The 24,338-nt window shown below is 53.5% G+C and carries 23 protein-coding genes; 5 read left to right on the top strand and 18 right to left on the bottom strand.

Translation table 11 applies throughout. The features are described 5' to 3' along the window. The 16 genes from FBQ85_07150 to FBQ85_07075 form a co-directional block, all read right to left on the bottom strand. A partial coding sequence (locus tag FBQ85_07150; GenBank protein ID MDL1874934.1) for a hypothetical protein occupies positions 1–225 on the bottom strand: 225 nt, incomplete at its 3' end. A gap of 133 nt (positions 226–358) precedes the next feature. Continuing rightward, positions 359–976, bottom strand: a complete 618-nt coding sequence (gene cysC, locus FBQ85_07145) for an adenylyl-sulfate kinase (protein MDL1874933.1) — start codon at positions 974–976, stop codon at positions 359–361. A gap of 250 nt (positions 977–1,226) precedes the next feature. Next, entirely contained in the window at positions 1,227–2,639 is a 1,413-nt protein-coding gene (locus tag FBQ85_07140) for a phosphodiesterase (GenBank protein MDL1874932.1), read from the bottom strand. 150 nt (positions 2,640–2,789) lie between these two features. Then, a complete protein-coding gene (sat, locus tag FBQ85_07135; protein MDL1874931.1) occupies positions 2,790–3,956 on the bottom strand; it encodes a sulfate adenylyltransferase in 1,167 nt (388 codons plus the stop codon). 90 nt (positions 3,957–4,046) lie between these two features. After that, the gene (locus FBQ85_07130) at positions 4,047–6,389 is read right to left on the bottom strand and encodes a polysaccharide biosynthesis tyrosine autokinase (GenBank protein MDL1874930.1); all 2,343 of its coding nucleotides are present in this window, start codon (positions 6,387–6,389) and stop codon (positions 4,047–4,049) included. A 123-nt stretch (positions 6,390–6,512) separates the two neighbouring features. Beyond that, positions 6,513–7,079 carry a hypothetical protein gene (locus FBQ85_07125; GenBank protein MDL1874929.1) on the bottom strand — a complete coding sequence of 189 codons (567 nt, stop codon included), beginning with the start codon at positions 7,077–7,079 and terminating at the stop codon, positions 6,513–6,515. Positions 7,080–7,849: 770 nt separating this feature from the next. Next, positions 7,850–8,140, bottom strand: coding sequence for a carbon storage regulator CsrA (csrA, locus tag FBQ85_07120; GenBank protein MDL1874928.1), 291 nt, complete (start codon positions 8,138–8,140; stop codon positions 7,850–7,852). A 27-nt stretch (positions 8,141–8,167) separates the two neighbouring features. Then, positions 8,168–8,593: a flagellar assembly protein FliW gene (locus tag FBQ85_07115; protein MDL1874927.1), complete on the bottom strand. Its 426-nt coding sequence runs from the start codon at positions 8,591–8,593 to the stop codon at positions 8,168–8,170. 333 nt (positions 8,594–8,926) lie between these two features. Next, positions 8,927–10,249 carry a GGDEF domain-containing protein gene (locus FBQ85_07110; GenBank protein MDL1874926.1) on the bottom strand — a complete coding sequence of 441 codons (1,323 nt, stop codon included), beginning with the start codon at positions 10,247–10,249 and terminating at the stop codon, positions 8,927–8,929. Further along, positions 10,246–10,824 carry a glycosyltransferase family 9 protein gene (locus FBQ85_07105; GenBank protein ID MDL1874925.1) on the bottom strand — a complete coding sequence of 193 codons (579 nt, stop codon included), beginning with the start codon at positions 10,822–10,824 and terminating at the stop codon, positions 10,246–10,248. Before FBQ85_07105 ends, FBQ85_07110 begins: the two co-directional genes overlap by 4 nt. Positions 10,825–10,986: 162 nt before the next feature. Continuing rightward, positions 10,987–12,945 (bottom strand): hypothetical protein, encoded by a 1,959-nt coding sequence (locus FBQ85_07100; protein ID MDL1874924.1) that lies wholly within the window; start codon positions 12,943–12,945, stop codon positions 10,987–10,989. A 32-nt stretch (positions 12,946–12,977) separates the two neighbouring features. After that, positions 12,978–13,805 carry a prolipoprotein diacylglyceryl transferase gene (locus tag FBQ85_07095; protein ID MDL1874923.1) on the bottom strand — a complete coding sequence of 276 codons (828 nt, stop codon included), beginning with the start codon at positions 13,803–13,805 and terminating at the stop codon, positions 12,978–12,980. A 133-nt stretch (positions 13,806–13,938) separates the two neighbouring features. Next, a complete protein-coding gene (locus FBQ85_07090; protein ID MDL1874922.1) occupies positions 13,939–14,190 on the bottom strand; it encodes a Trm112 family protein in 252 nt (83 codons plus the stop codon). 124 nt (positions 14,191–14,314) lie between these two features. Next, the gene (locus FBQ85_07085) at positions 14,315–14,719 is read right to left on the bottom strand and encodes a MerC domain-containing protein (GenBank protein ID MDL1874921.1); all 405 of its coding nucleotides are present in this window, start codon (positions 14,717–14,719) and stop codon (positions 14,315–14,317) included. Positions 14,720–14,797: 78 nt separating this feature from the next. Next, entirely contained in the window at positions 14,798–15,106 is a 309-nt protein-coding gene (gene rpmB / locus FBQ85_07080) for a 50S ribosomal protein L28 (protein ID MDL1874920.1), read from the bottom strand. Between the two features lie 354 nt (positions 15,107–15,460). Beyond that, positions 15,461–16,357: a DUF58 domain-containing protein gene (locus FBQ85_07075; GenBank protein ID MDL1874919.1), complete on the bottom strand. Its 897-nt coding sequence runs from the start codon at positions 16,355–16,357 to the stop codon at positions 15,461–15,463. A gap of 176 nt (positions 16,358–16,533) precedes the next feature. Here FBQ85_07075 and FBQ85_07070 point away from each other — a divergent pair, with 176 nt between their 5' ends. After that, positions 16,534–16,947: a hypothetical protein gene (locus tag FBQ85_07070; protein MDL1874918.1), complete on the top strand. Its 414-nt coding sequence runs from the start codon at positions 16,534–16,536 to the stop codon at positions 16,945–16,947. 164 nt (positions 16,948–17,111) lie between these two features. On the opposite strand, the gene FBQ85_07065 is transcribed toward FBQ85_07070, so the two are convergent. After that, complete coding sequence (locus FBQ85_07065) at positions 17,112–18,119, bottom strand: MoxR family ATPase (GenBank protein MDL1874917.1); 1,008 nt, start codon at positions 18,117–18,119, stop codon at positions 17,112–17,114. A gap of 225 nt (positions 18,120–18,344) precedes the next feature. On the opposite strand from FBQ85_07065, the gene FBQ85_07060 reads away from it, so the two are divergent. From FBQ85_07060 to FBQ85_07045, 4 genes are all read left to right on the top strand, one after another. After that, positions 18,345–19,559: a phosphoglycerate kinase gene (locus tag FBQ85_07060; protein MDL1874916.1), complete on the top strand. Its 1,215-nt coding sequence runs from the start codon at positions 18,345–18,347 to the stop codon at positions 19,557–19,559. Positions 19,560–19,938: 379 nt separating this feature from the next. Further along, a complete protein-coding gene (locus tag FBQ85_07055) occupies positions 19,939–21,051 on the top strand; it encodes a TerC family protein (protein ID MDL1874915.1) in 1,113 nt (370 codons plus the stop codon). A gap of 196 nt (positions 21,052–21,247) precedes the next feature. Further along, positions 21,248–22,618, top strand: a complete 1,371-nt coding sequence (locus FBQ85_07050) for a sigma-54-dependent Fis family transcriptional regulator (GenBank protein MDL1874914.1) — start codon at positions 21,248–21,250, stop codon at positions 22,616–22,618. Next, positions 22,615–23,913, top strand: a complete 1,299-nt coding sequence (locus FBQ85_07045; protein ID MDL1874913.1) for a PAS domain-containing protein — start codon at positions 22,615–22,617, stop codon at positions 23,911–23,913. The genes FBQ85_07050 and FBQ85_07045 overlap by 4 nt, the downstream gene beginning before the upstream one ends. On the opposite strand, the gene FBQ85_07040 is transcribed toward FBQ85_07045, so the two are convergent. Further along, positions 23,906–24,118 (bottom strand): hypothetical protein, encoded by a 213-nt coding sequence (locus tag FBQ85_07040; protein ID MDL1874912.1) that lies wholly within the window; start codon positions 24,116–24,118, stop codon positions 23,906–23,908. The genes FBQ85_07045 and FBQ85_07040 overlap by 8 nt on opposite strands. Between the last annotated feature and the right edge of the window lie 220 nt (positions 24,119–24,338).

Raw genomic sequence — 24,338 nt, 5'->3', positions numbered from 1 at the left:
TTTGTGCGTCTTCATTACGGCATGAAATCCCTCCGCCGCGCGCCACGGGTGTTTCCCGGAAACCGCGTGGCGCACCCAATCTTGCTTGGGCGCTTTTGCGCCGTCATCAAAACCCTGAAACGGAAGGTTCAAACAATAGGCGCATAAATAGTTGACCCAGGTGTTGCCGCTTCTCGGATATCCGACAACCCAAATGTTTCGCTGTGTTGCAGAGGCGTTTTCCATGACTTTCTTGCGGCTTTCGGCCTGCCCGTATTTCAACGTTGGTGATAACAACCTCTGTTTCGCGCCCAACACGGTCACGCGAAACAGAGGTCAAGAATAATTTAGGCGCGAAGGCAGGGTGCCTTTGCGGAAATCAAACATACCCCAGATCGGCGAGCCGTTGCTTCACGACACTCTCTTCTTCATCGCTGTAAGCGCCGTCGCCGTTTTTGTTCTCCGGCATGATATAGCCCAGCTCTTCGAGACGCCGCACGATTTTGGCGGCAGATTCCTGCGGCGTTTCGTTTTCGGTCTCGCAAATCACTTCGGGATTTTCCGGAGCTTCGTAAGGATCGCTGACGCCGGTGAATTCTTTAATCTCGCCGGCCAGCGCTTTTTTGTACAGGCCTTTGACGTCGCGCTGAATGCAGGTTTCAAGCGAAGCCTTGACATAAACTTCGACAAAATCCTTGATCAAGGCGCGGTTTTCATCGCGAATTGCTTTGTAAGGCGAAATCGCCGCTGAAATCGCAAAGACGCCGTTGCGGGTGAGCAAATCGCACACAAAGCCGATGCGGCGAATGTTGGTATCACGATCTTCCTTGGAAAAACCCAGGCCTTTGCTGAGATTGGTGCGCACGACATCGCCGTCGAGTACTTCAACTTTGCAGCCGCGCTGCTTGAGCAGCGGCACGAGTTGCTCGGTGATCGTCGATTTGCCGGCCCCGGACAATCCGGTAAACCAAATGGTGCAGCCACGTTCATGTTTCATTAGGAGGCTTCCTCGAATGTCATCAACTGTTAAAATATTCGATTAATCAAAGCTAGCGTACCCTCGCCTTAATTTGTAGGGGTACTCTTTCGAAATGTCATTCAGACGAATCTTGTGAAGTATTTGGCATTAAGCCGAGTACTTCACAAGATCCCCTCTGGATGACAACGGGGGTGATACAATTTTAAAGGTACCGGCACGCTTGTTCCGCCCGCTTTCCGGGCATGTTGTTCTCACTGCCATGAGGTTTTCAAACAATCCTTTTGCCGATCATCTGCGGCAGCGGCGCCATGCCGAACAGGCTCAGAATCGTCGGCGCGACGTCGTACAGACGCATGCCTTTGATCTCACGGCCGTTGCCGGGATTCGCGGGATCATGCAAAATCAAAACGCCGTTTTGCGCGTGATTGGCGTCATCCGGGCCGGTATCATTGTCAAACGTGTGAATCGCGCCGCCGCCGATCGTGCCCACACTGCGCCAATACAGATCGCCGAAATAAATCAACAGATCCGGCGGAATGTTGTTAAACTCGCGATACAAGGCCTGCGGCTTGTACACTTTGGTGCCAATCGGCTGGCCGTGGTGATCCGGAATCGCAGCGATTTGCTCGGCCAGCTCGTTGCGCAGTTGCTCGTAATCCTTCGGATCGACGACGCCTTCCGGCTCGCGGCCCTTGACATTGATAAACAAACGCGCATAGTAGCCGCCCTCCGACCAGGCGATGGTCTTGGACCAATCCACGTCGCATTTGTCGATCGCCGCCGGACTGGCCGGCTTTTGTCTGAGGGTGAGATAGCCATTCTGCAACAGCCATTCGTTGATGCAAATGCCGCCGTCCATTTTTTTCGCGCCGTGATCCGATACGATGAGTACAACGGTATCGTCGTCGATCAGGGTGAGCAGCTCGCCCAACTCGCGATCAAGATATTTGTAATACTCGCGAATCGCGTGCTCGAAGCGGTTGCCCTTTTCATAACCGCGATGGCCGGGATCGAGAAACTTCCAAAAGCCGTGATGAATGCGATCGGTGCCCATCTCCACGAACATGAAAAAGTCCCACGGTTTCGTGCGCAACCAGTGCCGCACGAGGCGAAAGCGCTTTTCCGTCATTTCGTAAATTTGGCGCAGCAGCCAATCCTTGTCTTCGGTGCGAAAGCCTTTCACATCAACCAGGTATTCTCCGACCAGGCCGGCAATCTCGTCTTGCAGCTCTGCCGGATAGGTGTACTGATTTTTGGTGGAAGGCGTCAGAAAACAAGAAACCATCATGCCGTTAACCGGGCGCGGCGGATACGTTCCGGGCACGCCGATGACCGCCACTTTTTTATCGGCTTGCGAGAGCGTGTCCCACACGCGTTCGGCTTTGACGGCATTGCCGGTTGCAATGCTGAGCTTGTCGTAACTGTGATCGGCGCGATTGCGAAAGCCGTAAATACCGAGCTGGCCGGGATCCTGGCTTGACATCATGCACGACCACGCCGGCACCGTGATGGGCGGATGGCAGCTTTCCAGTTCGCCCCAAACTCCTTTGGACATCAATTCGGCAAAATGCGGCAGATCGCTGCGATATTGCTCGAACAGCAATTCCGGTGGAACGCAATCGAGTCCGATAACCAAAACCTTGCGATTCGATGCGCCCGTTCGACCCTGATTGCCTATCATAAGCTGACACTTTCCTTAATTTCTTATCGGGTCAAATGCTTTCTGTGCTCTTGCACACTCTCTGGCGCTAAACGACAAATGAGGAATCTCTCATGAGGTGAAGGCGCAGATGAAAACGCGCAAGAGCATGAATGACTTTATTTCAATCTATCAAACCGCGGCTTGCCGGCGCACACCCTCGATCAATACCTTCACGACTTCGGCGCGGCTGCACTCGGGCGGCGGCAATTCGCCGCTGGCCAGCATGTTGCGCACTTGCGTTCCCGAAAGGGTGACGTGATGCGCCGGCGGGTGCGGGCAGGTTTTGCTCGTGACCACCGCCTGGCAGGTACGGCAGAAAAATGAATGCTCGAATTTCAGCGGCGTAATGCCCAACTCGTCCGGCTGGAATTGATCGAAGATGAGTTGCGCATCATAGGTGCCGTAGTAGTTGCCCACGCCCGCATGATCGCGGCCAATGATCATATGCGTGCAGCCAAAATTTTTGCGGCACACCGCATGAAAAATGGCCTCGCGCGGCCCGGCATAACGCATCGCCGCCGGAAACACGCTGAGCACCACGCGATTCTTGGGATAATACTCGCGCAGCAACACGTCATAGCTTTGCATGCGAATGTCCGCCGGAATGTCATCCTGCTTCGTTGCGCCCACCAGCGGGTGCAACAACAGGCCGTCAACGATCTCAAGCGCACACTTTTGAATGTATTCATGCGCGCGATGAACGGGATTGCGGGTTTGAAAACCGACCACGGTCTTCCAGCCGCGTTCGTCAAACATTTGGCGCAATTGCGCCGGCGAAAAATGATAGTCGGCAAAGGGCAATTCCGTGGGATCATTCAATTGCCAAATGTCGCCGGCGAGACAGGTATTGCCTTGCGCCAGCACGCGCGCCACGCCGGGATGCGCCGCTTCCGTCGTGCGATAGACTTCCTTCGCTTCACGGATCTTATCCGGCGAAAATTTGTCCGTGATCTTCATCGTGCCCAGAATATTTCCGTTGATTTCGATCAACGCGACGTCCTCGCCGACATGCACGCTCGCGGCAATTTCATCGGTTACCGGCAGAGTAATCGGGATCGACCAGACGCAGCCGTTTTGCAAATGCATGGTCTGCACGACGCTTTCATAGTCATCTTTGTTCAGGAAACCCGTGATGGGGCTCATCGCGCCCATGGCAATAAGCTGCAAATCGGAAATCGCCACTTCACCGAGCGGGATCTTCTTCATGTTTTGCGCGCGTTGCAGCGTCTCTTCCTTCTCTTTGCCGTGCAGCACTCGATTAATCAGAGTGCCGCCGTGGGGAATACTAGTTGGCATGCGGGATAAACTCCTCTTCAGTTATTTTGCAGTTGAATCTATTCATAATGAACGACAGGATTGATGAATTTGCGCAGCCGGACGCCGCTCTCACGCGGCGCTGGCGCTGCTGTGACGGCTGCGCCGGGTCTTGCTTTTCTTGCCGTCGCCTTTGCCGTAGTAGTAATAATGATAGTAGTAGTAGTAACTGCCGTACATGCTCTCAATCTGCACGCCGTTGAGCAGCGAGCCGAGCAAACGTGCATTGACATTTTTGAGCAGCGTGTAGGCGCGGAAAGCCGCATCGCGGTCGGTTTGGCCGGATTTCAACACGAGAATCACCCCATCCAGACGCGGGCACAACACCGCGGCGTCGGTTACAGCAATAATCGGAGGACTATCGAACAAGATGATGTCAAAAAGATCTTTCATCTCCTCCAAAGCGCGTGTCATGGCGCTGGAAGCGAGCAACTCGGAAGGATTGGGCGGCAAGGTGCCACAGGGCAAAACATAGAGATTATCGATCTCCGTCTTTTGCACGGCTTCAGACACGGAGACTTTGCCCACGAGAATGTTGGAAAGGCCGATGCGGCGATCAACTTTGAAAATGGTATGCAAAACCGGGCGGCGCAGATCCGAATCAATCAACAAAACTTTGCTGCCCATTTGCGCCATGGTGATGGCGAGATTCGAGACCGAGGTCGATTTGCCCTCGCCCGGACCGGGGCTGGTCACCAGAATCGCTTTCAACTCGCGGTCGAGCTTGGTGTACTGCAAATTCGTGCGAAACGTGCGATAGGCTTCGGAAATCGGCGATTTCGGCGCAAAATGCGTGATCAAGCGCGCCGCCATTTTTTTGGATTCGAGCGTGTCCAAATTGCCGTTCATGCCCGGCAGAACTTTGAGACGCTTGAGGGCTTCGTCTTCCTTGATCACGGGGATGGATCCCAGCACCGTGAGGCCAATGTGCTCGACATCTTCGATCGAACGCACGGAATTGTCAATGTACTCGAACAAGAACGTCAGGCCCAAGCCCAAACCAAATCCGATCAGCGCGCCGAGCACGAGATAAAGCTTCTTGCGCGGCTTGACCGGCTCTTTCGGCGCTTGCGCCGTGTCGATGATGCGAACCTGGCCCAACTGGCCGACTTCCGTGATGCGGGTCTCTTCATATTTTTCCTGCATCATCAGATAAATTTTTTCGTCAACCGTTGCCGCGCGTTCGAGACGCGCCAGGCGCAGGCTTTTCTCCGGCAACGCCTCAAGCTCCCGGCTGTATTGGTTGGTAATTTCTTTCAGCGCATCCAGCTTGGGTTGCAACGCTTGCAGGTTTGCTTCGATCTCGATTTTGCGCGCCACCAAATTTGAGCTTAACGAAACGGGATCGAGCACATCAATTTTGGTGAACTTGGCGATTTCCTCGCGCAATTGTTTATTGAGCAGCCCGATTTGATCGTCGAACTTGCGGATTTGAGGATCATCTTCACGATAATATCCCTGATTGATCAAATTCGCCGTGTAAAGCGCGCGCTTGCCCTGCAACTCGCCGATTTGCTTTTTTAAACCTTCGAAATACGGTGTAACCGAAATATTTTCGAGATCAAAATTTTGCTTATTGTCCTGCAATTGTTTGTCAACGTAAAGCAGCCGCTGTTTGTTGGAATTGAACTCGGTGAGCGCTTCATTGTAAAGCCCCTCAAATTCCGCAAGCTTGCGGATCAGTTCCTGTGTTTCGTTGGGCAACGCCACGACTTTTTGATTTTGTTTGAATGATTTCAGCTCTTCTTCCGAATGCGCCAGTTGCTTTTCAATGTTTTGCAATTGTTCTTCCAGAAAGTTTTTGACTTGCCGCACTTCCGCCTGGCTGCTGAGGCGGCTGCGCTCGCTGTAAGATTTTGCCAGCGTGTTCGTGATAAACGCCGCTTCTTCCGAAGAGGAGGCGCTGACCTTGATCTCAATCATGTCCGTATCACGAATCGGCGTGACCACAATGCGATTACGCAATTCTTCCACGATATCTGTTAGCGAGGGTTCCTCGACCGGTTCCGCGGTTCCGCCGAACAAACCGAAAATCCACTGGCCGGCATACGCAAGCAAATTGGCTTCCGCTTCGATATGCGGATGCAACAACTCGAGCTGCTCGGCAATCGGAGATTTCTGCAAGCGCTCGATGGTGGTTTCCGCCAGGCTTCGGCTTCTCAGAATCTCCACTTGATTGTTGACCATCGTCTCTTTTTTGATGAAGCCGCCGATGTCGAAGATCTGGCCTTCCATACCGCCCTTTTCTTCAATCATCAGTTTGGCCGTGGCTTCAAAAACGGGCTTGGTCGTAAAGGTGATGTAACCCGTGATCAACATGACGGCAAGAAAGGAGGCCAGAATGATCCAGCGCCCGCGGTACAGAATGCGGATGTAGTCATTGAATGATATTTGCCGCTCGTGTAATTCTTCCATGGCAGAATAGTCCTAAAAAATAATCCAAGTTGGAGGCCGGCTGGTTGTCATCCGGTACAAACGGCTGCAACACGCTGTCAAGTTTTGGGATCGATTGCGGCGCACCAAGGCGCCGGCCGGAGACTAGCGATTAATCCAAAAATAGAGCTGGCCGAGAATGGCAACCCGCGTGACGAGATCGAGCACTTTTTTGACGGAAGCATACGAGTTGGCAGTGACGACCACGGTGTCGCCGGGTTGCAACGGCGGAATAAGGCCGGCATCTCCCGTGGCAATGTACTTCTTCACGTCAACCGTCAGCACCTTGGTAGCGGTTTTGCCTCGCGCTTCGTTTGCGGATAGCATCATGCCCGGCTTCGCTTGATTGATGTGGCCGTTCAAACCGGGGGAGGCGCTGGTCGTGCTAATCTCCTGCGTGAGCGCGCGTACGATCTTGATCGATTTGATCTTTGCCTCTTCAACCGGACCGCCGGCAAACGACATCAACGAAATCAGATCCGTATCGGTCGGCACCATGTACTGGCCGGGCTTGCGGACGAATCCCCAAATGTTAACGCGCATGAGCAATTCGTCTTTATCACCGAGATAGTATTGGGCGCCGCGATAGGGCGTCGGGCCGAGCGGCTTCGCGTCATCTTCGTCATCTTGCGCGAAGCTCGGGCTGGCAAGAAAGGACAGAATGGTAGGCATGAGCAGACAGACTGCTCGCAGTAGAAAACGGTGCATGTGCTTCACCCATAGATTGAGATTCGTGGCGCTTTTCCCATCCTCAGAAAAAGCCAGTCAAATGCCGGTTACGTTCCCTGTAACACCCATTTGGCCGGAGTTCCGGCAAGACACCGCAACAACCGCACATTCCTTTGCAATCGTTAGCTGCATCTATCAGAACCGCTTGCCACATCAGAAAATTTACGAGCTAACTATAGCGACAAGGCCGGTCATTCACCGAAAAAATTTCCGCAGATTTTTAAACTTTTTTGTAACGTCCGGTTTGCCGCGCGGGAACTCTTGCTTTTTCCGGAGTTTGGGCCCTCAGTCAAAAACGTTTGTTTAGGATCGCCGATTGAATAACTTTCGCAATCTCCAATCGCGAATCATCACGAATTAAAAGCATTAGCGGCCATTCGCGTTGATTAGCGGTCTAAAGAAAATGAGTAACTTATTTAAATGACAATTCTTAGAACTTGAGTGCGTTGCAGCGCTCGGCAGCCGTTTCGGTCGGGCGGAGCAACTGAACCTCTGCAGAAATTGCCGTGATGAAATAGAATGACAGCATCAGAAATCAGGCCCTCACAAAGGGATTGAAAAGTCCGGGGCGGGCAGTGCTGCAAGAAACTTGGCAGGTGATTCAGACAAAATGGGGAATACCAATCAACAATCGATGAGTTGTTTGACCGGGAATATGACTCGCGCATAATTCCCGGCCCAACAAATTTTTGAAAGGGGTAACAACAAAACGTTCACTTGCTTCCAACCGAGGTTTTGGAGTCATTCGAATGACCAACAACAGTTTGGTTCGATATCAGTTCTTTCAGACCGTCACTCATGGCCTTGACATCCCCCAACGCGGCCTCCACCGCCGCTTTGTTCTCCAACATGATCCGTTCGTAGATTTCGCCTCGATACACGCTAATTTCAGCGGGCGCTTCGATACCTACACGGATTTGCTTTCCATGAATATCCACGATCTTGATTACAATATCATCACCAATGACGATTGTCTCACCTAACCTCCTTGTCAAGACCAGCATGTCAACTCCTTCATCATGTCTGCGCGTCTACGATTGAATAATGCGGTGCTTGGTCGAGTAACGGTCGTCAAGGAGCACCAACTGCTTGCCAATTTTCATTGCTTTGTTGACGAGAATCGGGCCACTTAAATTTACAGTGGCCAAGCGGGCATCAAGATTCATCGTTACAATAGAGTACATCTCCAAACTTTGCGGATTCTCGGCGGATAATTCGTTCAAATCACGGCGGGTAATATTGGGGTTGTAATCCGCGCAGCAGGTGGAAGGATTCATGAGCACAAAGGCAACCTCCGGATTCTCAATGCTCACCATCCACTGAAACGGCAGGAACTCTTGGGGTTGCAAAAACAAATACTTCTTGAACTTCAAAAACCCCAGCAATCCTAGCGGAAAGGTAATCACATCATCGGCGGTATAGGGGACTACGCCGAGATGGCGATGTAGAATTTCCATATCTCTCTTTTTCCTCCTCCTGGTGAACCTCGCAAATCGCCAGCTTGGGCTGGCAGTACCAGCTTTTTCGCTTCTGAAACTGTATCATTATAAAATTTTTGTACCAAACCGCAAGCACAAAATTTGTTGTCGCAAGGAGTGAATGACGCCATTCCCACCCAACGTGATTATGGAAGTCGCCGCAGCCAAAGCCCGGCACATGCCTGGACACGAAGAAACTCAGCGGAAGTAATGCACGCGAGAGGGATGCCGTTGAAGAAATGCTGGCAGGATTGCTGGGATTTGCGGGAAAGGGATTGCGGCTTTTTCCCAATTCATCTCGGGTGTGCGGCTTCACGGCGTTGTTGCAAACGCGGGCGCCACAGCTTTGTTCGACCGGGCCTTGCTGGCTTGGCCATTGCCGGCGATTCCGACCTGGTTGCGGCCGAGCGCTTTGGCCTGATACAGCGCTTCGTCGGCAAGCGCTAAAAGGGTATTGCCGTGTTCGGTGTCTTCTGGAAAAGAAGCCAGGCCCAACGAGACAGTAATTTGGCCGAGCGGCTGGGTATCGCCTTTGGGAAACGTGGTGCGCTCGATGGCACGGCGCAATTTTTCCGCCACTTTGCGGCCCTTTTCTTTGTTGATTTCGGGCAACACGATGACAAACTCTTCACCGCCGTAGCGCGCGAGAAGATCCGCTTTGCGCAGGCTTTCTTCCAGCACATGCGCCACCATTTTGAGCACCTTGTCGCCCAACAAATGGCCGTTGGTATCGTTGAATTTTTTGAAATGATCGATATCGAGCATAATCACCGACAACGCACGATCATACCGCGAGGCGCGCATGAACTCGGCTTCGTAGCGTTGATTGAAATAACGCCGATTGAATGCGCCGGTCAGTTCATCGGTAATCGACTGCTCGCGCGTTTCATGGTACAACAGAACCTTTTCAATCACGTGCCCGGTTTGCGCCGCGATTTTCTTCAAGGCTTCGATTTCGCGCGGGCTGAAGCTGTCCGGCGTGTTGCGGTAGAGGCTCACCACGCCAATCGCGTGGTGGCTGCTCGCCATCAGCGGCAATGCCAGAAACGCGCCTTGTTTGTGGCGGCGGCCGGGATGATAACTGATCGCCGCCGTTTCGTTTTTGAGATTCGACACGTAAACCGGGCGCCGCCGCCGCATCACTACGCCAAAAATATTTTTGGTATTCAGCGCCAAGCGGGCGTTGTCCGCTTGCTGCCGCGTAAAACCAAAATGGCTGTGAATCGCAAGCTCCGGTTTCTTGCCCTCGAGCAGAGCCAGGCAGAACTGTTGCGCCGGGAAAAAATCACGCACGATTTTTTTGACTTCGTGGGCGGTGCGCTCGACTTCCATCTGTTCGGTCAAAGTGGTGGCGATGCGGTAAAGGCAATAATACTCCAGGAAAAGCCGTTCCGCCTCCTGAGCAGAGGGCTTGGCAGCGCCTTTTAGCGCAGGAATCGCCGGCAATACGGGCGGTGTTTTTTCAAGGGGAGAGGTTTTGCGGATTTTCGCCATAGCGTCTCGATTCCGACCCATGTAAAACGAGCCAGGATTTTTTTTGAGTCTCCTAACATGCCACATTCTCCCTTCACTCACACACGTTTCCTGGCAGCCTACACCCAGCACGACATCCACCACTGCACACCGTCGGATCAAGCCGGCATAAAATTCCGCGAAGGCGCTTCCGGCAGGGATTTAAAAACAGAAAGGTATCGAATTAAACTTTCATACTTCATTTCCAGGCTATTCGAGCTGGCGGGCCGGAACTGAAAATTATAAAACGAATCGCGCTTGGGATGTTGCAGGCAAACACGCAGCTTGGCCTGGCTTGCGCGGCACACGGCCGTCGCGAAAAGCGAGAAATCCTGGTTGAAGTCAATGACCATGTCGAAATGGCGGGCGCGCACCATTTCAATCACTTCGTTTTTGGGCAGGCCGCCGAAATTGATTTGCGTTTGCTCATATGCCATCACCTGCATACTGTCGTGCGGGGCCACGGTTTTGGCAATATCTTTTTCGATCAGCAAATAAAATTGCGTTTCCGGGAAACAATCTCGCAAGCCAAAGAGGTATTGCCCGGCCGCCTCCACTTCTTCGGAACGGCGGGGGGCGAGGATTAACGCCGTCATGATTTGCGAGAGATAATCACGCACGTCAATGACTTCTTCTTTCTTACGACGGGCAAAAGCGAAAAAGAGATATTCTGTTATCTTTTCAATCAATTTTTTCATGAGATCGACCCGGAACCAAGTGTTTAAATCGGAGCGAAATATAAGACGCGGCGCCAAGCGAGTCAATAACTATTTCACCGCTGTAACGATTGTCACTTTTGACCTGGCATGCACGCGGGTCGATAACCCTGAATTGATGCACGCACAAAGCAACCGAACGAATCAATTTGTCCAGTCGAGTTGCAGCGCCCAGGCAAAACCGTTTTGCCTGTCGCGACTCGCAAGCTCTGGTTCCGTGGAAGCGATTTTACCGGCCAAACTCCATTTTGCGCCAAAGCGAAGATGCCAGTAAATATACCCTCGCGTACCACTTTCGCGGAGAGCTTGCACGGTGAAAACACCCGGCACATCACGTTCATAGAAGTAAAGCGGCGTGGGCGTATCAAATAGCGTGTAGCGGGCATTGATGCTAAGGCGTTGCGACAGAGCCAGGTTCACTTCCAATCCCGAAGCGGTTCCGATTTTTCGGGGTTCTGCAATGGCAGGTGAAGAGGCTTGCGCCTGATTCCCCGCCGGCGCCTGTTGCCAGGCGCGGGCCCAATCGAGGCGCGGCCGCAGACGCAGCGCTGCTCCGAATTTTTGCTCGAGTTCCAGGCGCAATGACTCCCGGAAACTTGGCGCCATTGCAGTTTTCGCGGGATTGCGAGGCTGCGCGAGCAATTCTTCCGCGCTGCTGCGGCGATAGCGCACCCGCACAAGAAACGGCCGCCGGATTTTCCATTCCACCAACGCGCCGGCGCTGGCGCGCTGCGGCGGCAAGGGCGCATCCACTGTGCGCCAAAGTGCGCGGGTGTTCTGCACAAAAAATTCGCTTACGATCTTCGGCCCTGGTTTGAGGCGCAAACCGAGAGAATAGCCCTTTTCACCTTGCGGCGCGTCATCGCTTCCCACAAAGCCGCGGCCTCGCGGGCTGTGAAAATCAGCTTCAACATGATGAATCTCGACCGTCCAAGACAACCTCGTTTCTTCGCTGCATAAAACTGCCGCAACTCCCGCGCCGCCGGAACGACTGCGGGCGGCTTCGCCCTGCAATTGCAGGCCTTTCAGCCGGCTTTTGGCAAAGACGCTCAACACATGATTCGTGCGCCCGGTGAAATTAAACTCATCTTGCAACAGATTGTCACGCCGCCAGGAATTGTCAAATTCTGAGGTATACATCAAAAATCCGATTTCATGGGCCTCGTGTAATTGGATTTTCATGCTTGCACCGAGGACTTTTTCCTGCAGATTGCGGCGCAACCTACGTTCGGTTGCAGTGCGATGGTAACCCGTCGTGCGCAAACGGACGGGATGGCCGTCATCATCCAACGTCACATCCTGACGGCGCACGCTGGTAAACCCTGAAAACGCGAGAGCGGCAAAGCGCGCCGTGGCTGCGAATCCCTGCAGCGCAGCGCTTTCGTTAGCGGCGTGATACGGCCGCACCATCCGTGCCCAACGCCGGCCGGCGGCGTGAACATCAGAGGTGATGACAACGCCATAGGGCGCCCACAATGCCAGGCCCAATCCCCATTCGATTTGATAACTTCCCAGCACTGCTTGCCAGGTTTGCGCCGGCGTTTGCTTTTGCCAGGCAACATAAAAGCTGCGGTAATCATCGAACTGCTGCTCGCCGGGATCCTTTTCTGCCAGAATGCCGGCGCCGATTTGATTGCGCTGGAGTTTAAACGAGCTATACACGCGGTAAGGCGATCCTGTCCAATTATCCTCCTGCGTTGCGGGACGGCTCACGCGCACGCGCGCGGCGGCTTGCCAGAACACCGGCGCAGCCGGCGACGTGACGCGAAAGATTTTCCGGCACAGCAACAGCGTGTCGCCGCTCGCCTGCAGCGCCTGCAAAGCCTGATCAAGATTTTCGAAATAAACCGCGGCGTTGCGCTGCTGCAAAAATATTTCAATTTGCGCCAGGGTTAAAAATGGCAGGCGGCGCAATTCGGCGGCGCCGGTGTGATTGAGATCAAGCGGCTGTGCCAGCAACTCTTGCAGAGCCGATTCGGACTCGGGATTATTTTCTTGCTCTTGCTGCAGGAAGGTTTCGAGCAATTCGTCCTGGCTATAACCGGCCCCCGCAAATAGCGCGAGCAAGTACAAATAAAAAAAATGCCGGAGAGAAAACCCCATGGCCACCTCCCCCCGTTGCCAAGCATGTTCAGCTAAAGATTTTTCCAGGCCGGAATGGTATTATCCGGCAGTTTCTTTTGCGTATACCAAAGCACCAACAGCCCGCTGAAGAACATGGCGATTGAAAGAATTTGTCCTTGCGTTATCGTCTCGCTAAAACTTGACGCCAGCTCAGCCGAGGGCGCGCGAAAAAACTCGGTGACAATACGCAACAACGCATAACCGCAGAGAAACACCGCGGTGTGAAATCCGCGCTTGAAGCGCTGCCGCGGCAGCAGCATCCACAAAATCACGAACAAAATCAGGCCTTCTGTCAAGGCTTGATAAATCTGCACGGGATGCCGCGGCAGCATGCCGGCCTCGGCATTGCGCGCAAAAATTACGGCCCAGGGCACATCCGTGACTTTGCCGGGCATTTCGCCGTTGATAAAATTTCCCCAACGCCCGAAGAACAAGCCGGGAGTGGTTGCCAGGGCCGCGCTGTCACACAACGCCAGCAACGGAATCTTGTATTTGCGGCTGAACAAAACCAGCGCAAGCAATACGCCCGCCACGCCGCCATGACTCGCCATGCCGCCGCGCCAAATCGCGAATATTTCCGCGGGATGCAGGAGATAATGCCCCGGGCTGTAAAACAACACATGCCCCAAGCGCCCGCCGATGAGCACGCCGAGAATGCAATACGTCAACAATTCCTGCAATTCCTCGCTGTTGCGCAATGGCAAAAATTCGTGGCGCCGCAACCGGTCGAGCAAAAAATAACCGGCGACAAACCCCAGAATGTACATCAAACCGTACCAGGAGATTCCCTGCAAAGGCCCCAGCTTGAATTCCACAAGAAAGGGGCTCCAGTCCTGCACAAAGTATTGACTCAATTCGCTCTCACTCTTCTTTTTTCATCGCAGGCGCCGCGCGGCGAGGATTTCGCAAAGAACAAGTGGCGGCCGGCCAACTGGCCCGGCAAATTGACGATTAGGCGTGGTCGAAACGGGTTTAAATTTGTTCCGCAGGAATGCCTTGCTCAATCAACATCACCGGGATGCCTTCATCGACGCGATAGATGGTTTTGCGATCGCGCGTGATCAGCGCTTCACTCAGCGGCTTTTTCACGGCGGCGCCGTCGACTTGCTTGATTTTGCCGGCGGCAATGGCGCGGTTCAATTTCGCGAGATCATCCGCAGACAACAACTCGACCGGCACCTTGGATTGCGGGCAGCAAAGAATGTTGATGAGTTCTTGATCCATGTCGTCACTCCTGGTTGGTTTACTGATGCGATGGTAACAATAGCAGAAATCCGGCTCCTGCCGGACATGATTTCAATAGCAAGCTTTCGTAGAGGGAAAGAGAAAATCGGCGACGCAGGAAAGTTTAATGCACCCCGTGACACGTCGTACAAGTTTGGCACAAGCGCCGATTAACCCAATGCGCGCGCGCCACCGCCAAACCGCCGGCCACGACCAAGCCGGTTTCCGCAAGCTGATGCGCATCGCCGACGAGCCAGCGTCCGGCGAGCAGCAGAATAATGCCGCCCATCAACAATCCCACGACGCGAAATCGCCGGTGGTGCAAATAGCCGTGAATCATCGAGATGACACCCAGCGCAATCGCGCCGATGACGGCGGCATTTTCAAACCAATCCGCTGCCAGAAAGCCGATTCCCAACAACGGCAACATGCCAAGAACGAGCGGCGTCAACAAACAATGCACGGCGCAGGCCGTTGAGGCCAGTGTGCCGAGCGAGTCGAGATAGTGTGAGATGGTTTTCGCAGACATGCAAGATTTGCGGGATGTTGGCGGCCCGGGTAGCGTGCCCGTGTGGTGCGGGCGCTGCAAGGGCAAATTTCTCCAGCCTCAGGCCGCCGGCTGCTCCGAGGCCGCTTTTTTTGCAGGAACCGCGCGGGGATCTTTCTTCGGGCTGCTGAAGTGCAGCTTTTCACCGCGGGCGCGCAAATCACGCAGCACTTTTGCAATGCCGATTTTGTCGATGATCTTCATACCGTGCGTCGAAACCGTCAACGTGACGAAGCGATTCTCATCCGGCACCCAATACCGCTTGCGTTTGAGGTTCGGAAAAAACTTTCTCTTGGTCACATTATGGGCGTGACTGATTTGGTTGCCGGAGGCGGTTCCCTTGCCGGTGACTTGACATTGGCGCGACATCGTTGAGCCTTCCTTGAATTCGAATAAATTTTAAATAACCTGCGCGCAAACGCGCGTTTCTTATTTGATCTTTTCAATCTCGTCGAGCGAACCCAGCTTTACGTGACGTTCCAAAAACTTCCAGCTTCCACGTCCCGTTTTTTTGGATTCGATATATTTGACCACGACGCCGCTGTGCCCGCTTTTTTGTTGCTTGGCAACCTTATCGGCAAAGGCTTGTTGCTTGGCCATGACATTCTCCTGCTTAAATTTTTATGAAAAGCGATCTTGCAAAATTTTGATTCGGCTTAAACAAAAGCGGCTGCGAATTTAATAGCTAACGCCCTAAGATGCAAGCTAAAATTTGGCTTGCCTTTAGCCCATTTTCATGCGTTGTACCAGATAACTGCGCAAAGCAAAATCAAGGGGTTGATCACTCACAAACATTTCGTGGGTGATATTTTGTTCATGCAGGCTTTGCTTCAACTCCGTAAGATGTTGCGTCAATGCGGCAAGATAGGCTGAACGCGCCTGCTCCGCCTCCACATCAACAATTCTGCCTGATTCCAAATCCTCGAATGCCAGGAATCCCTGATGCGCAAACGTCAACTCGTTGCGCGCCATAATTTGCAAAAGTAAAACTTCATTTTTATAGGCGCGCACATGCGCGAGTGCAGCAAGAATTTCATCGGCTTGTTCGTGCATATCGGTGACCACCACCAGCAATTCCCGTTTTTGTGCGGCGGCAAAGGCATTTTCCAGATCGGCCAGCCCCGGCCACACCCCGGCCGGCCGCGCGACCTCGAGCTGGTGCAAAACGTGATGCAAATGCTGGCGCTCGCGTTTGGGCGCCAGCGAGAGCAAGCGCGCGTTGTTCAGAATGGCAAGGCCAATGGCATCGCCTTGTGTGTGCGCAAGATAAGCCAGCGCCGCCACGAGAAAGCGCGCATAATCGAATTTCGACAAACCTGCCTCGGTGTGCGCCATTGAAGCGCTCGCATCGAGCAAAAAACGAATGTTGATACTCGTGTCAACATCGGATTCCCGCACAAAAAAACGATCGGAGCGGGCGTACCGTTTCCAATCAATGCGGCGCAAATCATCGCCCGGTTGATAGCTGCGATATTGATTGAATTCCAGGCCCGCGCCCAGCTTGGGGCTTTGGTGCATACCGAGCATGAAACCGTCCACCACGGTTTTGGCCAGCAGCGCCAAATCCGAAATCGCCGCCAGCACGTGGGGGTCGATAAACCGGTACGAAGAAACTGCCATGAGACGAAAGGGATTTTTAAAAGATGCAGAAAAATTACGAATGACAATTAAATTTTTGCAAACGCCTCTTCGCGCAACAACCGCTGAAACCGCGCGTAAAAACGCCACCAAATCAGCCAAGACGATTTCATCAACTCATTCATTCTCATTCACCATACTTAATCTTGAGGTGTCTCATGAAGCGATTGTTGCACATCTTTACCGCCGCGGCGCTCGGCGTTTGCCTGTTGGCAGCCAGCCCCAGCTCCGCCTCTGAAAAAGCAATCAATTGGAAACACGTCAGCAAGAACCTGGTGCGCGCGCTGTCTTCCGACAACGAAGGACTGCGTCAATCGGCGATGCACTTCTACATCGAAAACGCGGACAAACTCGACATCGACGTGGCCGTTTATGACGTCATGCGCGTCTACCGGAATCACAAAGATGAACGCGTGCGCAAGCTGGCGCTGGTCACCCTCTATAAAATGCAGAACAAGTGGGCGATGGAATTCTTGAAAGTCGATTTGAGATTTCAGGATTCCGAGGAATTGAAGAAGATGGTCGCCGCCATCCTGCAAGAATACGAAAACGGCAAGAACAAAGCTTCGTAAGCATGCCTACCTTCCTCATAGAAAGGACCCTTGACCTATTTCCTCACCGGAGGGTTAAGGGTCTTTTTTCATTACAAACCGCGAAAACGCAAAGTACTGAAGAAATGTTCCACCGGATGAACGCGGCCAACGGATTTCGCTGGGAGAAATCTTGGAAATCCGCTTCAGGCCAGCGGGCTGCGCGGCTCGGAAACATGCTGCAACAATTCTTTCGTCACGTCATCCGGTCGAATGCGCTCGGCCTCTCCTTTGAAGTTGATCAAAATGCGATGGCGAAAAACCGAGGGCGCCATGGCCTGCAAATCCGCCAAAGTCACGGCAAAACGGCCATGCACTAACGCTCGCGCTTTTGCGGTCAGAATCAACGCCTGCCCGGCGCGCGGTCCGGCGCCCCATCTCACCCATTGCTTCACCGCGCTTATGGCGTTCTCATTCTCCAACGGCCGCGTCGCGCGCACCAGGCGATTGGCATAGCCGATCAAATCCTCTTGAATGCTCACCTCGCGCGTCACGCGTTGCGCAAATAGAATGTCCTCCGCCTGCATCACCGGCTGCAGGTCAACCTTCCGGTTTCCCGTCGTGGTCGCGAGAATGTCGAACTCTTCACGTTCGCCGGGATAATCAATCGTGACGTACAACAAAAACCGGTCGAGCTGCGCTTCCGGCAAGGGGTAGGTGCCGGCTTGCTCGATGGGATTTTGCGTGGCGAGCACGAAGAACGGACGATCGAGCGCATAGGTCGTTTTGCCGTAGGTGACTTCGTACTCTTGCATTGCCTCCAGCAGCGCCGCCTGCGTTTTCGGCGGCGTACGATTGATTTCATCCGCCAGCACGATGTTCGCGAATATCGGGCCTTTGTTGAATTTGAAGAAGCGCTTGCCGGTGGCGTGATCCTCTTCGAGGATTTCCGTGCCGACAATGTCGGTTGGCATCAAATCCGGCGTGAATTGAATGCGTTGAAAAGAAAGATGCACGGCCTCGGCGAGCGTGCGAATCATCAATGTTTTTGCCAGTCCGGGGACGCCTTCGAGCAGACAATGCCCGCCGGCCACGAACGCAATCAACAGCTCTTCAATGGTTTGCGTTTGTCCGACGATGCGTTTCTGAATCTCATGTTGGAGCGCCGCGAGTTTGTGCAGCAACCGCTCAACTTCGTGCTCTGAAATTTCCATAGTTTGCTTGTTTGATGAAAGACACGTGGATTTCCATTTTACCTTTTGACAGCCGGCGAGACTATTCGTTCAAGCGCATTCATGAATTTTATTGCGTGCCAGGAATTCAGCTTGACTTTAGACGCAAAAAAACTAAATTCTTTGTCTTCAAAAACAACGGTTATTCCGCCTTTTTATAAGAATTAACCAGATCATTTGATTTTTTATGGCAAAAGGATGATGGTCATGGATAAGCTGACGATTGATGATATTGATCTGAAAGAGAAACGCGTGTTGGTGCGCGTCGATTTCAATGTTCCGCTGGATAACGGCACGGTCACGGACGATACGCGCATTCGCGCCGCCCTCCCAACCATTAAAAAGCTGCAGCAGGCGAACGCTAAAATCGTTCTCATGTCCCACCTCGGCCGTCCCAAAGGCGGCCCCGACTCCAAATATTCTCTCATGCCGGCGGCCAACCGGCTGACCCAGCTTCTCGGCAAAAATGTGGAAATGGCGCCGGATTGCGTGGGCGGCGATGTGGAGGCGATGGTGAATAAAATGGCGCCGGGTGAGATTCTCATGCTGGAAAATGTTCGCTTTCATCCGGAAGAGGAAAAGAACGACCCCAATTTCGCCAAGCAATTGGCCGCGCTGGGCGAGGTTTATGTCAATGATGCGTTCGGCTCGGCACATCGCGCGCATGCTTCCACGGAGGGCATTGCAAAAATTCTCAAAACCGCGTCCGTCGCCGGTTATCTCATGAAGGCGGAATTGACCGCGCTGGGCAAGATGCTCGGCGATGCGCCCCGGCCTTATGTCGCCATCCTCGGCGGCGCGAAGGTTTCCGATAAAATCGAAGTCATTCATACCATCATCACCAAAGTTTCGCATTTGCTCATTGGCGGCGGCATGGCTTATACCTTTCTCAAGGCGCAAGGCCATGAAATTGGCAACTCCCTGCTCGAAACGGACAAGCTCGCGGTCGCGCAAAATGTCATGCGGGTGGCGGAATACTCGAATCCGCGCAAGCCGGTCAAGCTGGAATTGCCGAGCGATCATGTTATTGCCAGCGGCATCGACGGCGCCGATGCCGTGCCGCATGCCCTGATTGACATTCCGGCGGGCAAACTCGCCGGCGATATCGGGTCGCAAACCCTCGAACGTTTTCGCACACTGATTTTGCAAGCCAAAACCATTTTGTGGAACGGGCCGATGGGCGTGTTCGAGCGTGCGGCATTTGCTGCGGGCACAATGGGCGTGGCGCAAGCGGTGGCGGAAGCAACCAGCAAGGGCGCATTCAGCGTGGTGGGCGGCGGCGATTCCGTGGCTGCCCTGTCAAAATCCGGTTTGACGGATAAAATCTCACACGTCTCGACTGGCGGCGGCGCCTCATTAGAGTTTCTCGGCGGGAAAGATCTTCCGGGAGTCGTTGCGCTGACCAAAGCGCCCACGAAATAAGTTTTTTCTGTTTTGGCAAATCCAACTCGGGAGCTTCCGGCTTTTCGAGTTGGATTTATTTTTTGTTCACAACCGGATGATGTTCTCCGGCAATACAGGTGTCTCAATAAAATTTTGATTTGCGTGGCCGTTTAAGCAGCAATTCGCGCCAACCATCAACTTTAAAATATAAATTATACAGCAATTGCTTCATCAGCCGCAAAGCCTTTGTTTGCCGGTATATTTTTTGATGGTAAACAACTGGCGCAGCGCCGGGGTTAATCGAACCGCGTTTAGATCAACCTGCTGTAGGTAAGCCGCTGCACGGCGTAAATATGCGCCCGGGCTTTCAACTCTGCAAAACTCCGGCTGTTTGAATCATCAATGAAATGAATGTATCATGATACCGCATACCGAAACGTTCATGTGGGGCGTTTTCAGCGTGGCCATCCTCGTCATGCTGCTTATAGATTTGGGCATTGTCAATCGTAAATCTCACGCCCCTTCGATGAAGGAAGCGACGCTATGGTCGATCATTTGGATTGGCGCAGCGTTCTTATTCAGCGCCGGCATCGGCTATGTTCTCAGCCCCAAGCATGCCACCGAGTTTCTCGCCGGTTATCTCGTGGAGAAATCGCTCAGCACCGACAACCTCTTCGTGTTCATCATGATCTTCTCCTATTTCAATGTGAAGCCGGAGCACCAGCCGCGCATTTTGAAATGGGGCATCATCGGCGCAATTGTGATGCGCGGCATTCTCATCGTGGCGGGCGCGGCTTTGGTTCATCAATTTCATTGGATGATGTACGTGTTTGGCGGCCTGTTGCTCTACACCGTCATCAAAATGATTTTTCTCGACGGCGAAACCTTTGACCCGAGCAACAACAAACTTCTGCGCTTGCTGCAGCGCTTCGTCAAAGTGCAACCGCATTACAGGGGCGACCGCTTTTTCGTGCGTGAGAACGGCGTGTGGCACGCGACGCCGATGCTGCTGGTCGTGCTCGTGATCGAAAGCTCGGATTTGATCTTCGCCGTCGATTCGATTCCCGCCATTTTTGCCATTACCACCGATACGTTCATCGTCTTTTCCTCGAATATTTTTGCAATTTTGGGCTTGCGCGCGCTGTATTTCGTGCTCGCCGGCATGGCCAAGAATTTTGCGTATCTCAAGCCCGGCATTATTTTCATCCTGTTCTTCGTCGCCGTAAAAATGCTGATCATCGATTTTGTGAAAGTGCCGGAATGGCTTTCGCTTGCCGTCATCGGTGTGACACTCACCATTTCCATTGTCGCGTCATTGTTCCGCAAACAACCGGCGCTGGCGCTGCAACCGCTTCCCGCTTCCCCCGCCGCCGGCAGACAGCTTAAACCACATCTCGAATCTCGCAACGGCAAATCCCCATCTCGCCATAAACATTCTAAAACGCCGCACCTGCCCGCGTCCGCGAACGGCAAAAAAGAACATCCGGCAAAGCCCCAATCTGAAAAAGTTCCGCATTCCCGCCACGATTGACGAAGGCGTTGCATCTTCCGCTGAAAATAATTAGTTTCAGCCGATGCTTTTTCAACGAACGGCAGGAAATTCCGGCGCCGCGCGATGACATGCGGATTGTTTTACCGTTTTCTTCGCAGCCGCCGGCGCTTTTCTTGGTTGCGTAAATTTTGGGAGCAGCGCGGTACCAGCGCTTGCACCAACCCCGGCCTCCGGCATGATCCTCATTATCGATGATGATTTTTCCGTAACCGCATCATTGGCTTTGCTGCTCAAGCAAGCGGGCCTTGCGGCGCAGTCCGCCGCTTCTCCTCAGGAAGCCCTGCAAAAATTAACGCACGAAAAATTCGACCTCATTCTGCAAGACATGAATTTCTCCCGCCGCACCAGCGGCGAAGAGGGCATCGCGTTGCTCAAGGAGATCAAACAACGGCAGCCGCACGCGCCCATCATTCTCATCACCGCCTGGGGTTCCATCGAATTGGCGGTAAAAGGCATGCAAGCGGGCGCCTCGGATTTTATCACCAAGCCCTGGTCTAACGAACAACTGTTGCAAGCGGTCAAAACCGCGCTCAAACTTTCTGCTGTCAGCGCCGAACCCGCTCAAACCGCAATCACGCGCGAAGCGCTGGAAGCACAGCATGATTTCAGCAACCTCGTGGGCCGCGCGCCGAATTTCCTGCGCGTGCTCGATCTTGCCGGCCGCGTGAGCGCTACCGAGGCTTCGGTGTTGATCACCGGCGAAAGCGGCACCGGCAAAGAGTTGATTGCCGAGGCCATTCATCGCAACAGCGAGCGCAAAGACGGCCCCTTCATCAAAGTCAATCTCGGCGGCATTTCCGCGACCTTGTTCGAAAGCGAGATGTTCGGCCACGTGAAGGGCGCCTTCACCGATGCGCGTTATGATCGCAAAGGCCGGTTCGAGCTTGCCGACGGCGGCACGATTTTTCTCGATGAAATCGGCGATCTCGATCCCAGCGCGCAAGTCAAAATGCTGCGCGTGCTGCAAGACCGGACTTACGAGCCGCTCGGCTCCAGCCGCAGCCGCACCGTGGACGTGCGCGTGATCTCCGCCACCAATCGCAATCTTGCCGAAATGGTAAGCCGCGGCGAATTCCGCGAGGATTTGTTATATCGTTTGAATTTGATTGCGCTGCACGCGCCGCCGCTGCGCGAGAGAGTCGAAGATATTGCCTTGCTGGCGCAGTATTTTTTGCAGAATCTCGGCAAGGTATATCGCCGCCCCAACCTGAGCGTGAGCGCCAAAGCGCTGCACTGGCTGCAACAACAACCCTGGCCCGGCAACGTTCGGCAATTGCGGCATGTGATCGAGCGCACCGTCTTGCTGCACGGCAAAGACACGCTCGACGCCGCGGATTTCATGCAGGCGCAGGCGATGCAACCGGCGACAAGCGATAAAGACACACTGCCCGCGGTGGGCAGCATGACGCTCGACGACATGGAAAAAGCCATGATTGAAAAGGCCATGAAACATCATGACGGCAACATCAGCAAAGTCGCGGAGGCGCTCGGCCTGAGCCGCGCCGCGCTCTATCGTCGCTTCGAAAAATTCGGAATCACGCCGTGAGCTTGCGCCGAAAGTTCATTCTCTACTTGCTTGGCATTCACCTCTTGTTCGCGGGCGTTGTCGCTTTCAGCTTGTGGGAGCATCGCGCCTGGCTGCTCGCGCTTGAAGTTTTCTTCCTGCTCTCGTTTCTGCTCGCCGTACGGTTGCTCAACGCCTTGTTCAAGCCCATCGACCTGGTGCTAACCGGCGCCGAGTTTATCAAAGAACGTGATTTTACCTCAAAATTCCTCGAAGTCGGCCAGCTCGAGATCGATCAACTCATCGTGGTTTACAATCGCATGATCGACCAGCTCCGCGAAGAGCGCACGCGCTTGCAGGAAAAGCATTATTTTCTCGAACGTGTGCTGCAAGCGTCGCCCTCGGGCATCATCACCTGTGATTTCGACGAGAAAATTTCCTACGTCAATCCCGCCGCCGAAAAGATTTTGCAGACGCCGGCGGAGGCATTGCAGGGCAAAACACTGGCCGGGCTTGACACCCGTTTCGGCGAGAGCCTGAACCTCATGCGCGCCGGCGAATCACAGATCATTCACCTGCAAGGCCGGCGCCGCGTGAAGTGCCAAAAATCGCAATTTCTCGATCAGGGTTTCGCGCGCACATTTATTTTGCTGGAAGAATTGACGGAGGAATTGCGCCGTTCCGAAAAAGCGGCTTATGAAAAACTCATCCGCATGATGTCGCACGAAATCAACAACTCCACCGGCGCGGTGCAATCGCTGCTGCACTCCTGTTTGAACTATCAAACACAATTGCGCGAGGACGATCGCCGGGATTTTGCCAACGCGTTGCAGGTGGCGATTTTGCGCATCGATCATCTCAACACGTTTATGCGCGGCTTTGCGAATGTGATCAAACTCCCGCCGCCGCGCAAGCAGCCCTGCAATCTCGCCGGGTTGCTGCACGACATCGAACTGTTGCTCAAAGCCGAATGCGAACGCCGCAACATTGTTTGGAAGCGGGAAATACCCGCACCGCTGCCGGCCGTGGCGCTGGACAAAAGTCAAATGGAACAGGTGTTCATTAACATTTTCAAGAATGCCATGGAAGCCATCGGCGAAAACGGCGTGATCACGGTGCGCAGCGGCGAAAAAAACGGCAGAGTCTTTGTCGTCATTGAAGACAGCGGCAGCGGCTTCACGCCCGAAGTACGGCAGCATCTCTTCACCCCATTTTTCAGCACCAAAGCGCAAGGCCAGGGCCTCGGCCTGACCATGATTCAGGAGATTCTAACCCAGCATCAATTCGAATTTTCCCTGGAAAGCGCGCCTACCCAGTTTGTGATTTATTTTAATTGAACAGAATTTCGTTCGTGTTGAATATTGCTCTTGCTCGAACGATTTTGATTTCTTCCTCGCTCAGGCCGTACAATTCGTAAACGAGTTGATCGATTTGTTTGTCGGTGGCTTCGATTTGGCGCTGCAGGGCAGTTTTGTCGTGGCTGATTTTGGCGGCGGCAAGTTGTTGGTGCAGGGCGAGCATGCGTTCGACCAAGGCCACCATGCGGTCGTGGCGGGATTTGCAAACTCCGATAGGAGTGGCATGTTTATAGACCAAGAAACCCCAACGTTTTGCCAACTCCGGAGGAGTGGCATGTTGCCGGTGTTTTGCGGGCGAAAACGCCTGAATCTAAATGTCACTCCTTCGGAGCATCGGTGTCAATTTAAAGGGTTGGGGAGAAAGCAAAAGCCCCAACGGGGCGGCCTATGAAAGCTTGGGGCAA

The sequence above is a fragment of the Cytophagia bacterium CHB2 genome, from assembly GCA_030263535.1.
Lineage (GTDB): Bacteria > Zhuqueibacterota > Zhuqueibacteria > Zhuqueibacterales > Zhuqueibacteraceae > Coneutiohabitans.
This window is presented reverse-complemented; position numbering and strand designations above follow the sequence as displayed.